Source organism: Paraclostridium bifermentans, assembly GCF_019916025.1.
In the GTDB taxonomy this organism is placed as follows: domain Bacteria; phylum Bacillota; class Clostridia; order Peptostreptococcales; family Peptostreptococcaceae; genus Paraclostridium; species Paraclostridium bifermentans.
Window position 1 is genome coordinate 2,001,542 of the sequence record NZ_CP079737.1, and the last position, 16,034, is coordinate 2,017,575.

The window sequence follows — 16,034 nt, forward strand, 5'->3', positions numbered from 1 at the left end:
GCTCCCTCATTGTTACTTTATACTCTTTTTAAATTTAATCATTTTCTGAAATTCCTTCTGTTATTGATATTCCTTCTATCTTATCTTTAGATACATAGACTGAAACAAATCCTATAATTATAAATATTGTAAATAATATAAGTATTTGGTTCCAAGGCACATTAAATTCTATAGTTCTTTCAAAGCTTCCTTCCATAAGACTTTTATTAGCATTTGAAATTCCTATATAATGATATACAGTTGCAATTATAGCACCTATTGTAGATGCAACAATTCCATAAAATTGACTTTCTATTATCAAAGTTTTTTTAATATCCTTAAGACTCATCCCTAACGCCCTTAGTGTTGATATCTCTTTTTTTCTTGCAATAATATTACTTCTCATAATAAAAATACTATTGACAGAAAGTATAAGTAAAATTAAACATTGATATATTACAGTAAGCCTATCTTCTGAACTTTGTTGTGCTCCAACAAGTTTCATATCTTCACCTTTACCCGCTATTGAAGAAAATGCATAATTTTTTGTTAGTTTCTCTAATCTTTTTTCAACTAAATCTACCTCACCTTTTTCAGTCATTACATAAATCTTATTATAATCCTTTTGATTCGTTAATTCTCTATAATCATCTTCTCTAAATATTACTTGTGCTCCATTTGCATCAACATTTCCATCTTGAGATGCTGCATAAACTTCTTTCATAATAGCACTAACCTCTACTTTAAAAGTTTCATACTTTTTAATTCCCTCTTTATATACAGGTAGTTTTACATATATAATGTCCCCAACATTTACATCATCAATGACCTCTGCTTCAAACGAATGAGTAACTTGTGAATTGGTGTTATTTACTAATATAACCTTTTTATATGGTCCAACTTTAGCATCTATCAAATTTTCCCCTTCTTGAATAAATGAACCTCTAATTTTTAACATATCATCGCTATAACCTCTTATAAGAAGTGGATACTCATTATTATGTTTATCTTTATACAGGTCAGTATTTCTGTTTAATTCTTCTTGATAAGCTTTAGATATTTTATCTTTAGAAAGTAAGATATGTCCGTCAGGATTATAAAAGTTTGGTTCTACACTTTGCACTCCTTCTATATTTTTTATATCTTCTATCATAACATTATCAACTTTATAAAATAAATTTTCTGACCCATTATAACTACCACTCACAGTTTTATCTACGCTTCCATATGACATTCCCCAGATACCACCAGTTATACCTTCCTCTATGTTGGTTTTCAATGTCTCTTTTAATGCACAGCTACATATAAACATTGTTCCAACCATTGTAATTGCAAGAATTGTTATAATAGTTCTAGTTTTATTTCTCCATATATTCCTAATCGCAATACTTCTAATTATGTTCTTTTGTCTTCTAGTTGTATTATTATTATTTTTCTTTGATTTTTTCTTATATTTTTCACTAACCTTTATTGAATCAATTATAGACATCTTTATAGATTTTCTAACTACTATAAAACTACTTATAGCTACTGATAATAATGAAACTATAAAAGAGTAGGCTATACTTAGACCTTGTATAGTTAATCTAGAACTATGACCATATACTAATCTTACTCCAATATATGACACAATCATCCCAAATAATATACCTATTACCGTCCCTAAAACTATATAAATAAGACTTAACTGTACAAACATAGTCTTTATTTTCTTCCTTGACATACCAATTGATCTCATAAGTCCTATTTGAATTGTCATATCTTTAAGAATAATATTAAAAATATTATATATTACAAGACTAGATACAATAACTAAAAGAATTATTTTCTTGATATTTTCTATATTATTTTTAGATATATCTTTGAAAAAATTAGCTGCACTAACTTCTGCATTTTCATAAAAATAGCTATCATTAAGACTAAGATTTAATTTCTTTTCCATCCTATTTAAAAAGTTAGATGTATTTTTTTCAGACTTAAGAAATATTGTTCCTTTATATGTATCTTTAGTTTTTATAGGTAACTTAGCTTCTTTATATACAAAAGCTTGAGTCTTAATACCACTTATTGAGCTAGATAGAGAACTATAATATCTATCTGGTTTTTCAATTAATCCAACAATTTTAAATGTTTTGTTTTTACTATCTACCTTGTTTATTCCATTGACATCAGCATAATTATTCATTAACAACATATCGATATTCTTATTTAATGGGTTACTTATTCCCATTTGTTCTGCAGCTTCTTTTTCTATAACTATTTCCCCATCTTCTCTTGGTTCTCTTCCTACCATCTTATAATTAAGTGAATTTATAAAATTTTCATCATAAGAATTTAAATCTAACTTAACCCCATTTTCTTTATTGACTATTTCACAAAAATATTTAACTTTACTTGCATTTTTCACTTCATTGTCGGTTTCTAATTGTTTGACTTTATCTATATTAATCCTTTCAAACCATACTTGATAATCACCATGTAAATCTTTCGCTTCTTGTATTTGAGAATCATACCCCGAATCTCTAATTACATTCATAGAGAAAATAAGCATAACTGCAAGTGCAATACTTGATAATAGTGCTATAGTTTTTCCTTTCTGTTTTTTCATATAAGATATTGCTAATTTAAATGTAATCAAATTTTCACCCCTTCTTTCTTGTATTAAATACTTTCATCAAAATATTTGTATCACTATGTTACATAAGTTATCCACAAATATTCGTTAATCATAAATTTCTTAAGCATAAAAAATGTTACCTTCTTCATCATCAAAGGTAACATTTCTAAAATTCGTATTCAATATAAGTCCGACAAGTGGTATTTTTTTACGGACAACTGTCACGTTAATCGAATATTTTTATTAAATTTTCACTCGAATGGTATATGAATACTAGTTATAAATTTAAACTCACTATTCTTAATTTTTAATTCTCCATTATACTTTTTTATTGAAGATTTTATACTATCTACACCTATTCCATGAAGAAATTTATCTTTTTTAGAAGTTAAAATCTTATTATTTCTAATTATTACTTTATTTGTTTTGCTGTTTTCACATCTTACAACATAATAGTTCTTTATAAAAGTGCCTTTTATAGTTATATATTTTTCTATATTATTATCATCAATTTTATTACATGCTTCTATTGCATTATCGATTAAATTTGAAAATATACTACTTATGTCAATCATATCTATGAATTCACATTTACTAAAATCTATACCTACATTAAAATCTATATTATTTTTTATACATTCTTTACTTTTTTCATATAATATAATATCTAATAAAGCATTTCCTGTATTATAAATATTTTTATTATTTTTCACTTCATCTTCGATATTGTCAATATATTCATTTACGTCTTCACTACTATTTTTTAGTGATCTTATGTTTTCCATATGATTATTCATATCATGGTATACTTGTTTCATTTTTTCTTGTGATTCCTTAACCATTAAGTAATATTTATATTGCATATCTAATTTTTCGTTTACAATTTCTCTTTTTGCTTTTTCTTTTTCTGATTTTATAGAGTTAATAAATATAGATATCAATATTATATTTATTATGAATAAAATATAGGGGAATGTACTTTGCATAAAACCTGAAATTACAATAGTATCTAAAAGATGAGTATATTCTATATTATTCTTTACTACTATTGAATATAAATCCCCTATTTTTTCATCTGATATATTTAAAAATAAAATTATAACTACATTAACTGGTATTGTTAAAATAATACATATATAATACTTTTTATCATTATATATCTTTTGTAGTCTATCAAAAAAATAGATGCCTATAAAAATAATAATAAAGTTTATTGCAATATCTAATATTATCATGTGAATAGCTTCATACTTAAGTGAGCACTGTAAAATCCAATATATACTACACTCTATCAAAATATAAGATAGACTATACATAATAGAGTTAATAATAGATTCTTTCATATCAATTTTATAAGTAATTTTACATATCAATGATAAAATTGAAATTATTACTATTAAAATCTGTAATACAACAACTCCAAAAGGCATACCATCTTTAATTAAAGCTATTAATAATATTAAAATTAATATAAAGCGAATATTAGTTTTGATGTTATAGGCATAACCTCTTTTATTCATCAACATAAAAAATAAAACTATAAATATAACCATATTTATCCTAGCTAGAACATAATAAAAATCTAACATAATTTCTCCTCTATCAACTCAAAAAATTTCTCTTTAGTTTCCTTAAATCTATATCTACTTACAGGTACTTCTTCACTAGTTTCAAGTATTGCAAGATATTGTTTTATGGATTTTACGTGATCTAAATTAACTAAAAAACTCTTGTGGCATCTAAAAAATCTACTACAATCTATATCATTCTCTAAATTGCTCATTGTTCCCTTTGTTTTATAAGTTTTAGTTAATGTATGTATAGTTATATTTTCTTTTTGAACTTCTATATAAGTTATTTCATTTACATCTAATTTAATTTGATTTCCCTGTTCCTTTACTATAATATATTTATTTTTTATATCTACTTCTTTAATACAGTTTATTATATTAGCTTTTAATTTCTCATATTTTACTGGCTTTACTAAATATCTATAAGCTCTTACCTCATAGCCTTCTAGTGCATATTCTATCAAAGATGTAATAAATATAATTTCTACCTTATTGTCTAAAAGCCTAATTTTTCTAGCTGTATCCATCCCATTAATTTCACCTAATTGTATATCTAATAAAACTATATCAAAATCTTTAGAGTAATTTTCAAGTAGTTCTTCTCCTGAACTAAATATATCTAATTTATATTGTAATGAAAGACTTTTAAACGCTTCATTAATATACCCTTCTAGTAACTCTTGTTGCTCTTTTTCATCTTCACAAATTGCTATCCTAATCATAATACCCCCTTATGTCTTATAGAAGATTTCAATTTATCTATATACGTACACTTTAGGATAACATTTTTAAATCATTTTTATCAATACTCAAGTATAAGTAGTGTTACTTAAGCGTAAAAAAACATACTGAATAAAATTCAGTATGTTTTTTAATTCTATATAAGTAAATATAAAGTTTTATATACTACAATATCCTATAACTTCATAGTCTTCAGGTATATTATAATCTTTATCTATTTTATCTACCTTCCATTTTAAGTCAAATAGAGTTGTATCTATTATTAACCCGAAATATAACATAGCTATTCCAGCATCGATCCCTCTCTCATAATTACTAGTAAAATCATCTTTTTTAACTGCTAATATAATATTCCCACCATCTATTATAAATCTCCATGGTTGTCTATTAAGAGTTGATGGTGCCATTCTAGCATATCCAAATGCATCAAGAAGCCCTCTTTCTTCTAGCTCATCTATACTTGTATTTATTCCCCATTTATCCATATATACAAGTTTTTCTACTCCTAATCTTTCTGATCCACTCTTATTTTTAATATTTTTATCAATTCCATAACCTAACGCTATAATCGCAGTTACCTCTTTATTTGATGAAATATCTAATTTTTCTTTTATAATATCACTATTATTGAAAGTTACCCAACATGAGTCAATTTCTAAATCCCTAGCTTTTAAGATTAATCTTTCTCCTATATATCCGCTATTTTCAATGTATCCCTGTTTAACATCTGATAGTATAACAGCGTAACTAGGAGCTTTTATCATATGTCCATTGTACCCCGCTATATTCTCTAACTTTTCATAAGTTTCCTTGTTGTCAAATATTTTTAACTCTATATCCACTTCAGGTAATAATTTTTTAGACTTTTTTATGTAACTTTCTATTTCATTAAAATATTTTGATTCTATAGCTTTCTCTTTAAAATCTCTTACTGACTTTCCATCTAGTATAAGTTTTTTGTAATTCATATAGATCCCCCTTTTAAATTCATTTATATACTTATACCCACTTTCTATTTAATATAATTATTTTTTCAGAAATTTCTTAAATTAACCTTTTAAATCTACCTTTTTTATTAAAACATCGTAACCTGTATACGCAAGCGCTAAAGCTCCTATAAGTAGTCTTTCATGTGCAAAAGGCGTTATAGTAGCATCTGCCATGTTTACACTATGACCTGTTACATTAAAATTAGATATTCCTATATAAGGATGTATTGTAGGTGTTTTATGACTTACATTTCCTATATCACTTGAACCTGTATCTTTTGATTCATAAATATCTTTTATACCAAGTTTTCTTAAGTTTTTACTAAAAGCCTCTGACAAACTCTTATTAGTTTTTAAATTATCATTAGGTAATTCATATCTTGTCATCTCTAGTTTTGAACCCGTCATAAGCGCAGCTCCTTGTGCAATATTTTTTACTTTTACTAATATATCATCTAGTATTTCTTTTGTAGATGCTCTAAAGTAAAATTGAGCTATAGCTTTATCTGGAACAATATTTGCAGCTACGCCTCCATTAGTTATAATTCCATGTATTCTAACATCTGGAGTGACATGTTGTCGTAAAGCATCAATTCCATTGAATAACTGAATAACACTATTTAAAGCATTTATTCCATCTTGTGGACAAGAAGCCGCATGTGCAGTTTTTCCTGTATAAGTAAATTGTAATGGATAAAGCGCCATAGATGTCCCACTTTCTATAGTTTTATCTGATGGATGAACCATCATTGCAACATCTAGTTCATCAAATACTCCCTGTTCTGCAAAAATAACCTTAGCTCCATTAGTTTCTTCAGCAGGGGTTCCATATACTATAATCTTACCACCAATCTCATTTAAAACTTTACTTAGAATAACACCTGCACCTGCTGACATTGCCCCTATCATGTTATGTCCACACCCATGTCCTATTTCTGGCAATGCATCATATTCACATAAATACCCTATAGTTGGCCCTTCTTTGTTACTATCATAAGTTGCTCTAAATGCAGTTTTTATCCCTAAAAATTCTGTTTCTATTTCAAAGTTATGCTCTTGTAAAAAAGAAGTCAATTTTTCTACAGCCTTATACTCCTCATTCCCAAGTTCTGGATTGTGATATATAAAATCACTAATTTCACATAGTTCTTTATGTATTTCTTTTCCCTTTTCAAATAATATAGACTTCATATCTTACCTCCTGTTTAATTTTATATTTAATAAAATAAAAAGCCTCTTAGCAATATGCTAAGAGGCGAATTTACGCGGTACCACTCTTATTGGTGAATTTATTAATATTAGAATAATAACAATCTTGATAATAAAAAAAGCCCCTTGGAATAAAATCCAAGAGGCGAACTATCTCCGCGTTACCACTCTTATTGGTAATAAACTTACCCACTCAATCTCTTAAGGCGAGCAACCTACTGCAATACTTAGTTTCCTGCAGTCTTCTCCAAAGTTCTTTTCACATAAACATCAATGTTTAGCTTCCACCATCCTAAACTCTCTATAAATTTAATTTATGCTACTCTCTTTTTCATGGAATTTTCATATTTTTCATTCATTTTATAGTATTGTATATTATTAGATTTGTAATGTCAATATTTTATTTACTTATAATTTTTCTATATCACTTTAGAAAAACAAGTATATTTACTTTTTTATATTTCTATAAATTATGATATAATTTATAGAAATAATAACCATATTTTAACAAATAAAATTGAACTGTTAATTTCCTTATGCCCAATATAAGGTGCTACTCAATTGATAAAATCAATAATTTTTAGGAGGGTACATATGACTTTAATGGCAAATATGACTTGGTACGAATTTAATGAAAGAAAAGATAAAGATGTAGTAATACTACCAGTTGGTTCTGTTGAACAACACGGTCCACATTTACCACTTTTCACAGATACTATAATATCTGAAGGTTTTGCAAACCTTCTAGGTGATAAGGTTAATGGAATTGTTATGCCATCTATAAATTATGGGTATAAATCACAACCAGCTTCTGGTGGTGGTCCTTTATTCCCAGGAACAATAGACTTAAACGGAACAACTTTAATAAACTTAGTAAAGGATATTATAGAAGAACTTATACGCGATGGAGTTAAAAAAATAGCACTAGTTAATTCTCACTTTGAAAATCAAGCATTCTTATTAGAAGCAATAGATTTAGTAAGCAAAAACATGCCTATCGATACTAGAATTATAATGATGAGTTGGTGGGATTTAATTTCTCAAAACACTATTGATAAAATATTCGATGAAGTTGAGTTTCCTGGATGGGCACTTGAACATGCTGCTATTACAGAAACTTCATTAATACTTAAATTTAAACCAGAACTTGTTCATATGGATAGATTGATTGATGAAAAAATTGAAGAAGTCCCTACTTATCAAGTTTATCCTATTCCAAAAGATTTAGTTCCTAAGTCTGGTCTTTTATCTATAGGTAGAACAAGCAGTGCCCAAAAAGGTGATCTTATTGTTAAAGAAGCTTTAAGTGGCATGGTTAATATTATAAAAAAAGAATTTATGTAAAATATAAAAAGTATGAAGTTTAAAACTTCATACTTTTTTCCACTAAATTAATATTATTTAATACTTTGTTTAAATTTAAATATATTATAAGGATCATACATTTGCTTTACTTCTGCAAGTCTACACTTATTTTTACCATAATATTCATTCATGTAATTTTCAAGAGGATAATAAGGGAAATTAATATAAGATCCTTCTGTAATACAGTAAATAGTATTAATGTTAGATTTTATCCAGTCTTTGTTTATTTCTTTATAGCAATTATTTTTAAACACTGTGTCAATATGAACTATATAAAAACTATCCCTATAATAAAAAGCTGTATCAAACTTATCTACTTCACTTACTTTTCCACCTAAACCATATAAATTCAAACTAATTAATTCGCTACCTTCAGGCATTGGCTGATTAACTATATCTACTAAACTCTCTAATGTACAATAATCATAAAATCTGTTAACAAACCTTCCATAGTTTTCAAAATATTGATATTGAGAGTATGAAGATCCTATATAAAGCATAGCTTGTAAAAATGTTACATAATTATATGTTAAATTAAAACCTTTCAATTTTTTAAATGATTCTAATAATTCATCTAATTCATCTGGATTACCATAAAATAAACCTCTACAATTTATATTTAATCCACTTTCCGTCGATTTGTATATACTTCCCCTCATATTGATTTCAGGTACGGTACTAGTAATAAAACTTTGCCAAATATCTAAAAATTCAATTTGAGTAGATTTACTTGGATTTTCTATATTAAATTCAAATTCAGTTACATTATTTACTTTTGAAGGTAATTTAAAAGTCATAGAAACAACAACTCCAAAATTGCCTCCTCCGCCTCCTTTACATGCCCAAAATAAATCTGAGTTAGTAAATCTATTTGCTGTTATTAATTCACCTTTATAATTTACTAGTGTCAACTCCAATAAACTGTCACAAGTAAGTCCATATTTCCTAGATGAATACCCCCAACCTCCGCCTATTGCAAGACCACTTATACAAACTGTTGGACATGCTCCTCCTGGAAATGGATATCCTTTTCCACCTAAAAATGTATATAATTGACCTAATTCAATTCCATTTTGTACGGTAAATGTATTTTTTTCATAATCTATTTTTATTCTATTTAAATTACTCACATCTATAACAACTACACCATTTCCTATCGAAAAGCCCTCGTAATGATGTCCCCCGCCTCTTATTCGTATTTTTAATCGTTTTTCTACGCTATAAACTACAGCTTTTTGAACATCCTCTATAGAGGTACAGTATATAATTTTTTCTGGATATTTATTTATAGCTCTATTCCAGACTAACCTAGCTTGACTATAATAACTATCTCCAGGAGTTATTATTTCTGACATTTCAATCACCTAAAATATTTAGACTTGAATAATACATACAAGTATTACTCTTATATATATATGTTATCAGTATAGTTTTTGTGACTTTTTTCGACATTCACATTAACAAGTCTAATAAATAAAAATCAAACTACTTTTCACCCTTAAAATACAGATAAAAAGTAGTTTAATTTATCTTTTATTAATTAATAATATTTCTACTTATCATAGATATTGATTGTGAATCTAGTGATTTACAGTACGAAGATACTAAAAATAAATAAGACGCTGATAGTAATATAAGTATTATAGATACTGCAAATGCTATTTTATCTATCTTTTTAGGGTTGTGAAACAAACCCCAAGTACTCATAATAGATGCAATGATGATAGATATTGATATTAGTAAAAATCCTGTTGGTATAAGACCAAATGGCTCTACTAACATACCGTCAGGAGTTACCTCAGATCCTATAATATTATAAGAAATAAAGCATATAACGCCTAAAACAAATGGAATAATTGTAACTAAATATTTTTTCATAATTTTTATCATCCTTTTTTTAATTTTTTAAATTTAATTCTTAACTAGTTTCTGAATTTATATTAAGAGTATAACAAAATATTTATCGTTTTTCAATATATTTTTATCGATTTTTTTATTTTTTTTAATGTTTTGCAATAAATAATTATTGTTTTAAATCAAAACAATATTGAAGTGAACTTTAAATACAAATTATATAAATTGAATCAACTTTTTATAATTAAATAAAAGAACCATCTTTGAATCATACTGTAAGTATAATTTCAAAGACGGTTCTTTTGTTAGTACAAGCTTTCATTATAATTAAAAACTATTAATATTCATTAAATTTTTTATTATATTTTGCTTAAACTTGATAAGTTGTATTTATAATTTTACTTTCTTTTGATAATTGTTTTGATAGAATTATAAAGTAAATTACACATAATATAATTTGTATAGCTGTAGACATAGGAGTTGCAAGTCCTACTCTAAATAATGACACAGGTATTATTTTACTCATAATATATGATACAGGTATTCTTACTCCAAAAGCGCCTATTATTCCTTGTATCATTACAAATGTTGTTTTTCCACATCCATTGAAATACCCTACCATACTAAACATAATTGCAGTTAAAAGACAATCTATTCCATAAGCTTTCATATATTCCCATGCTGCTAAAACTACATCTTTATCCTTAGAGAACATACCTGCAAGTATATTTCCGTGGAAAAATGTAATATAAAACATTACAATACCACAGCACAACGAAGCTGAAATAGCGTAAATAAGAACTTTCTTTGCCCTATCGTAGTTTTTAGCTCCATAGTTTTGTGCAACAAATGCAGATACAGCTTGAGAAAAAGATGAAGGTATTAACATTATAAATCCAACAAGTTTTTCTGCAACACCAATTCCTGCTGATGGAATCACTCCCATTGAATTCCCTATAATCATAATTACAAGAAAAGACATATGCACAAGTCCATCTTGTAGTGCTATTGGTGTTCCATATTTGATTATCTTTGAAGTTAAATTTTTATGAAACTTTATACTACTCTTAGAAAACTCAAAAGGAAGTCCTCGCTTTCTAATAATAATTACCGATAATATAACACTAATTGCCTGAGCCATTATAGTCGCCAGCGCAGCACCCATAACGGCCATTTTAAATATTCCAACAAATATTAAATCTCCTATAATATTTGTCACACAGGCTATCCCTACCGTGATAAGAGGAGTTTTTGAATCACCTAAACCTCTAAATACTCCTCCTATAATATTGTACGCAATTATGAATATAGACCCTGCAGCACAAATTTTTATATATATTGTTGTACTATCAAAGGCCTCTTTTGGGGTATGCATAAAAGTTGAAATATGTGAAGCAAAAGTAACAGTTAAAATAGTTATAACTATAGCTATGATAGCAAAAATTGAAATACCACTTCCTACAACATCTCCAGCTTCTTTTGATTTGCCTTCTCCAAGCTTTTGACCTATAAGTATTGTGATACCCATAGTTAATCCTGTAATTATTACGGTTATAGTCATCATTACTTGGCTACCAGTTGAAACTGCCGATACATCTGCTGCATTTCCAAATTGACCTACTATAAGCAAATCAACTGCACCATACATAGTTTGCAAAAATAATGCAAGCAGTATAGGTATAGTAAATTTTAATAAAGGAGAAAATATTTTTCCCTCCGTAAAATTAGATATTTTTGACATATATCATCCTCCTCTTTTTATGTTTTGTGCAAAACAATATTTATTTAAATATAACCGTTATTTAAAATTTAAACGGTTATTCTAGACTATTTCTTATTTTATTAAGTACATTTTGAAATACTTTTATTTCTTCCTCCGTTATATTTTCTGATAACTTGTTTTCTATTAAATCAATTGCATCTGATATTTTTTCATAAATCTTTATTGATTTTTCTGTTAAAATGATTTTTTTCAATCGGCCATCTCCCTTAACAGGAACTCTTTCTATCAAGCCACTCTTTTCCATATTATTTAGCATTAAACTAATTGATGAACGTTTTAAGTCAAATACACTCTCTAAGTCCTTTTGAAATACCTCTTTACCATTACCTTCATTACATATAAAGTCTATTACATAAGCCTGTGATATAGTTAAATTATCATCAATTGCACTGATTACAGAAGCATCCATTTTTCTTGAAATTATGTGATTAATTTTACTAATATCAAGACCTAACTTAAGCTTTTCTTTATTTATCATATAAACACCTCAATATAAATTTGTTTTGTACAAAACAATATTAACTATTCTTACTCTTTATGTCAATAAAATATTATTAAATTTTTAAGTGATGTCTTATATTTTTTAATATTTTAATTATATAAAAAGCCCATATCTTAAATCAAGATATGAGCTTTCTTTCTATCCTTTTATAAATTCTACAACTTCTTCTATTAATGCATCCGCTTGAGGACAGTTTCCTGTATTATCTATAAATGCATGTCTAGTATTTTTATATAAACTAAATTTCACTTCATTCCCTGCTTTTTCTAATTTTTCAGCATATTTTAATGAACTTTCATGTAAGAAATCTAAGTCTCCAACAACTATAAAAGCACTAGCTAAATTGCTTAAATCATCACAATGCATTGGTGAAACATACTTGTCTGTAGCCTTAGCTTTTCTCTTTAAATACCATTCGAGAATTATTTCACTAAATATTTTTGCCATTTTATCACTATTATCCGCCTCCATAGATTGTAAATCTGTTGCTGGATAAAGTAATATCTGCTTAGCTATGTTAAACTCTTTTCTATCTCTAGCCATTATAGAAATAACAGCCGAATAGTTTCCTCCTGCACTATCTCCTGATACGATAACATTATCTGTGTCTATATTTAATTCATCTTTATTTTCAATAGCCCATTTTACAGCCGCATAACAATCTTCTACACCTGTTGGGTATGGATTTTCTGGTGCTAATCCGTAATCTACTGATATAACTAAAGTATCAGCCTTATCAGATATAGCCTTACAGTAATCATGAACTGCATCTATAGACCCCGCAAACCATCCACCACCATGTATGAATATCATTACTGGTCTTTTTTTATCTTCCTCAGGCTTATAAATTCTTATTCTAATATCATTTTTATATCCTTTGATATTTTTATCTTCAACTATTATAGGTCTAGTGCTTATATCTTTACTCACTCCACCCATCATCGATCTTAACTTTTTCACATTCGATTTCATCCATAACTTACCTACGAAAGCAGGCATTTTTATATAATCACCGGCAAATCCTTCATTTTCAATTTCTATAAAGTCAAAATTTTTTTCAGTATATTTCACAAGTATACACTCCTTATTTGAATTTCTACTTACAGTTAATTTGCTCTTTAGTAAACTAATTTTCCACTTATAATTTTAACTATTTATACTTTCAATTATTCTGTCTACAAGCTGTTGACCCCCATCAGGATTAAAAGTAGCTAAAGCTCTAAGTGGCATGAACTTCATCATTTCTGCAAACATGTTCCCTTCGCCTAGACCACTTGTATCTCTACCAAAACTTTGTATCATTGCATCCATTATCTGTTGAACTTCAGGAAGATGTGATATATCTCCTAAAGCCGTATTTTTAGTAACAATAGTTTTAATAGGTGAAGTAGTATTTACTGTTATTACTTCTTTTAAAACTATTTCTCTTGAGGATTTTCCTATTAAAATTTCAAATTCTCCACTTTCTACATGCCAATCACCTAAATCAACATTATAGTATGCGAAACTTCTCTTATTTAATATAAATGTAACTTCTTTTTCTTCTCCTGGCTCTAGCCCTATTTTTTCAAATCCTTTTAACTCTTTTTCTGGTCTTATTACACTACTTTCCTTATCGCTTATATATAACTGTACTATTTCTTTTCCAAATACATCCCCAATGTTTTTTATACTTACACTTACAGTCACTTTTTCAGTATCATCTATTTCATTTTTACTTATTTTTAAATTACTATACTCAAAGTTTGTATAGCTTAGTCCATATCCAAATGGGAATAATACGTCCATTGCTTTTTTATCGTAATATCTATATCCTACAAATATGCCTTCTTTGTATTCTACTTTATCTACTTCCCCTGGAAAATTTAAATAAGATGGGTTATCCGATAATTTTAGTGCAAATGTTTCTGCTAACTTACCACTTGGATTAACTTCACCATACAATATATCACATATAGCTTTACCACTAGCTTGCCCTGTTAAATAAGCTTCAAGTATCGCTTTTACATCACTTACAAAAGGCATTTCTATTGGAGATCCATTACTTAATATTACTACTATATTTTCATTTACAGATTTTAATGCTTTAACTAAATCATATTGATTTTTAGGTATATTTAAATGTGTTCTATCGAATCCTTCAGACTCATATCTTTCTGGAAGGCCAATAAATAAAATAACTTTATCAGCTTCTATAGCCAATTGTTTAGCTTCTTCTGTTAACTCATAAATAGTATCATCTATGCTTAAATCATACCCTCTAGCATATCTTATATTTTCAGATCCTGCGAAGTTTACTATCTCTTCATATGTATTATCCAATTTAGTTGGATTTATATGAGAACTTCCTCCACCCTGGTATCTAACCTTAGTTGCTAGCTCACCTATAACCGCTATCTTTTCTTCTTTTTTAAGAGGAAGTATTTTTTCTTCATTCTTAAGAAGCACCATGCATTCTCCAGCTATTTTTCTAGCTAATTCATGATGTTTTTCTTTGCTGTATATAACACTTTCTCTTTTATTTTCTATTGCTTTAAATGTTATATTTAATATTCTTTCTACTGCTTTATCTAAAACTCCTTCACTTAATCTATTGCTTTTAACTGCTTCAACTATTAAAGCATCTCCCATACCACCGTCAGCTGGCATTTGAAGTTCTAGACCTGCATATAACCCTTTATCTCTATCATTTACCGCACCCCAGTCAGACACAACGAACCCTTCAAATCCCCACTCATTTCTTAATATTTCTGTAAGTAATCTATAGTTTTCAGAGCAATATTCTCCATTTAACTTATTATATGCACACATTACAGTCCATGGCTGAGCTTCTTTTACAGCAGTTTCAAAACTTGCTAAGTATATTTCTCTTAAAGTCCTTTCATCAACTATTGTATCTATAGTCATCCTTCTATGCTCTTGGTTATTAGCCGCAAAGTGTTTTAAAGATGTACCAATACCTTGACTTTGTGTTCCTTGTATTTGATTCTTAGCCATTTCACTGCTTAAATATGGATCCTCTGAATAATATTCAAAGTTTCTACCACATAAAGGCGATCTTTTTATATTCGCCCCTGGCCCTAATACTATTGACACATTCTCAGATTGACATTCTTCTCCTATAGCTATCCCAAGCTCTTTTACTAAATCTCTATCAAATGAGCAAGCAAGTGCTGATGCTGTTGGAAAGCAAGTAGACTCTACACTTTCATTTATCCCTAGATGATCTGCTCCTTCTGATTGTTTTCTTAAGCCATGAGGTCCATCGGTCATCATTATTGATGGTATGTTTAGTCTCTCTATCGGCTTAGTATTCCAGAAATTTAAACCTGAGCATAATGATGCTTTCTCTTCTAAACTCATTTGTTTTATTAGTTCTTTAATGTTCATTTATAAATTCCCCTTTTATTTTTAAGTTTATAAA

The 16,034-nt window shown here is 27.8% G+C and carries 12 protein-coding genes and 1 other annotated feature; of the genes, 1 reads left to right on the plus strand and 11 read right to left on the minus strand.

The window, feature by feature from the left end; translation table 11 throughout:
• Positions 1–34: 34 nt before the first annotated feature.
• The 5 genes from KXZ80_RS09660 to KXZ80_RS09680 all read right to left on the minus strand — a co-directional run bounded on the left by KXZ80_RS09660 (position 35) and on the right by KXZ80_RS09680 (position 7,088).
• Positions 35–2,587 carry an ABC transporter permease gene (locus KXZ80_RS09660; protein WP_082435336.1) on the minus strand — a complete coding sequence of 851 codons (2,553 nt, stop codon included), beginning with the start codon at positions 2,585–2,587 and terminating at the stop codon, positions 35–37.
• Positions 2,588–2,847: 260 nt separating this feature from the next.
• Positions 2,848–4,185 carry an ATP-binding protein gene (locus tag KXZ80_RS09665; protein ID WP_021433274.1) on the minus strand — a complete coding sequence of 446 codons (1,338 nt, stop codon included), beginning with the start codon at positions 4,183–4,185 and terminating at the stop codon, positions 2,848–2,850.
• On the minus strand, positions 4,179–4,889 hold the full coding sequence (locus KXZ80_RS09670; RefSeq protein ID WP_021433275.1) for a LytR/AlgR family response regulator transcription factor: 711 nt from the start codon (positions 4,887–4,889) through the stop codon (positions 4,179–4,181). The genes KXZ80_RS09665 and KXZ80_RS09670 overlap by 7 nt, the downstream gene beginning before the upstream one ends.
• A 177-nt stretch (positions 4,890–5,066) precedes the next feature.
• Positions 5,067–5,876, minus strand: a complete 810-nt coding sequence (locus tag KXZ80_RS09675; RefSeq protein WP_021433276.1) for a nitroreductase family protein — start codon at positions 5,874–5,876, stop codon at positions 5,067–5,069.
• 81 nt (positions 5,877–5,957) lie between these two features.
• Positions 5,958–7,088, minus strand: coding sequence for a M20 family metallopeptidase (locus KXZ80_RS09680; protein WP_021433277.1), 1,131 nt, complete (start codon positions 7,086–7,088; stop codon positions 5,958–5,960).
• A 156-nt stretch (positions 7,089–7,244) separates the two neighbouring features.
• Positions 7,245–7,450 (minus strand) — a binding site (T-box leader).
• A 250-nt stretch (positions 7,451–7,700) separates the two neighbouring features.
• Between KXZ80_RS09680 and KXZ80_RS09685 the strand changes: the two genes are divergently transcribed.
• Positions 7,701–8,450 (plus strand): creatininase, encoded by a 750-nt coding sequence (locus KXZ80_RS09685; RefSeq protein ID WP_021433278.1) that lies wholly within the window; start codon positions 7,701–7,703, stop codon positions 8,448–8,450.
• 53 nt (positions 8,451–8,503) lie between these two features.
• On the opposite strand, the gene KXZ80_RS09690 is transcribed toward KXZ80_RS09685, so the two are convergent.
• The 6 genes from KXZ80_RS09690 to KXZ80_RS09715 form a co-directional block, all read right to left on the minus strand.
• Positions 8,504–9,826, minus strand: a complete 1,323-nt coding sequence (locus tag KXZ80_RS09690; protein ID WP_021433279.1) for an FAD-dependent oxidoreductase — start codon at positions 9,824–9,826, stop codon at positions 8,504–8,506.
• Positions 9,827–10,007: 181 nt separating this feature from the next.
• Positions 10,008–10,349 (minus strand): DUF3955 domain-containing protein, encoded by a 342-nt coding sequence (locus KXZ80_RS09695; RefSeq protein WP_021433280.1) that lies wholly within the window; start codon positions 10,347–10,349, stop codon positions 10,008–10,010.
• Between the two features lie 346 nt (positions 10,350–10,695).
• A complete protein-coding gene (locus tag KXZ80_RS09700; RefSeq protein WP_021433281.1) occupies positions 10,696–12,066 on the minus strand; it encodes an MATE family efflux transporter in 1,371 nt (456 codons plus the stop codon).
• A 76-nt stretch (positions 12,067–12,142) separates the two neighbouring features.
• A complete protein-coding gene (locus tag KXZ80_RS09705; RefSeq protein ID WP_021433282.1) occupies positions 12,143–12,586 on the minus strand; it encodes a MarR family winged helix-turn-helix transcriptional regulator in 444 nt (147 codons plus the stop codon).
• Between the two features lie 162 nt (positions 12,587–12,748).
• Positions 12,749–13,681 carry an alpha/beta hydrolase gene (locus KXZ80_RS09710; protein ID WP_021433283.1) on the minus strand — a complete coding sequence of 311 codons (933 nt, stop codon included), beginning with the start codon at positions 13,679–13,681 and terminating at the stop codon, positions 12,749–12,751.
• A 75-nt stretch (positions 13,682–13,756) separates the two neighbouring features.
• A complete protein-coding gene (locus tag KXZ80_RS09715; protein ID WP_021433284.1) occupies positions 13,757–16,000 on the minus strand; it encodes a glycoside hydrolase family 3 C-terminal domain-containing protein in 2,244 nt (747 codons plus the stop codon).
• Between the last annotated feature and the right edge of the window lie 34 nt (positions 16,001–16,034).

Excerpts from the sequence above, each read along its gene's own strand:
- KXZ80_RS09660 (WP_082435336.1), bottom strand. The coding sequence starts at position 2,587 with ATGAAAAAACAGAAAGGAAAAACTATAGCACTATTATCAAGTATTGCA.
- KXZ80_RS09665 (WP_021433274.1), bottom strand. The coding sequence starts at position 4,185 with ATGTTAGATTTTTATTATGTTCTAGCTAGGATAAATATGGTTATATTT.
- KXZ80_RS09670 (WP_021433275.1), bottom strand. The coding sequence starts at position 4,889 with ATGATTAGGATAGCAATTTGTGAAGATGAAAAAGAGCAACAAGAGTTA.
- KXZ80_RS09675 (WP_021433276.1), bottom strand. The coding sequence starts at position 5,876 with ATGAATTACAAAAAACTTATACTAGATGGAAAGTCAGTAAGAGATTTT.
- KXZ80_RS09680 (WP_021433277.1), bottom strand. The coding sequence starts at position 7,088 with ATGAAGTCTATATTATTTGAAAAGGGAAAAGAAATACATAAAGAACTA.
- KXZ80_RS09685 (WP_021433278.1), top strand. The coding sequence starts at position 7,701 with ATGACTTTAATGGCAAATATGACTTGGTACGAATTTAATGAAAGAAAA.
- KXZ80_RS09690 (WP_021433279.1), bottom strand. The coding sequence starts at position 9,826 with ATGTCAGAAATAATAACTCCTGGAGATAGTTATTATAGTCAAGCTAGG.
- KXZ80_RS09695 (WP_021433280.1), bottom strand. The coding sequence starts at position 10,349 with ATGAAAAAATATTTAGTTACAATTATTCCATTTGTTTTAGGCGTTATA.
- KXZ80_RS09700 (WP_021433281.1), bottom strand. The coding sequence starts at position 12,066 with ATGTCAAAAATATCTAATTTTACGGAGGGAAAAATATTTTCTCCTTTA.
- KXZ80_RS09705 (WP_021433282.1), bottom strand. The coding sequence starts at position 12,586 with ATGATAAATAAAGAAAAGCTTAAGTTAGGTCTTGATATTAGTAAAATT.
- KXZ80_RS09715 (WP_021433284.1), bottom strand. The coding sequence starts at position 16,000 with ATGAACATTAAAGAACTAATAAAACAAATGAGTTTAGAAGAGAAAGCA.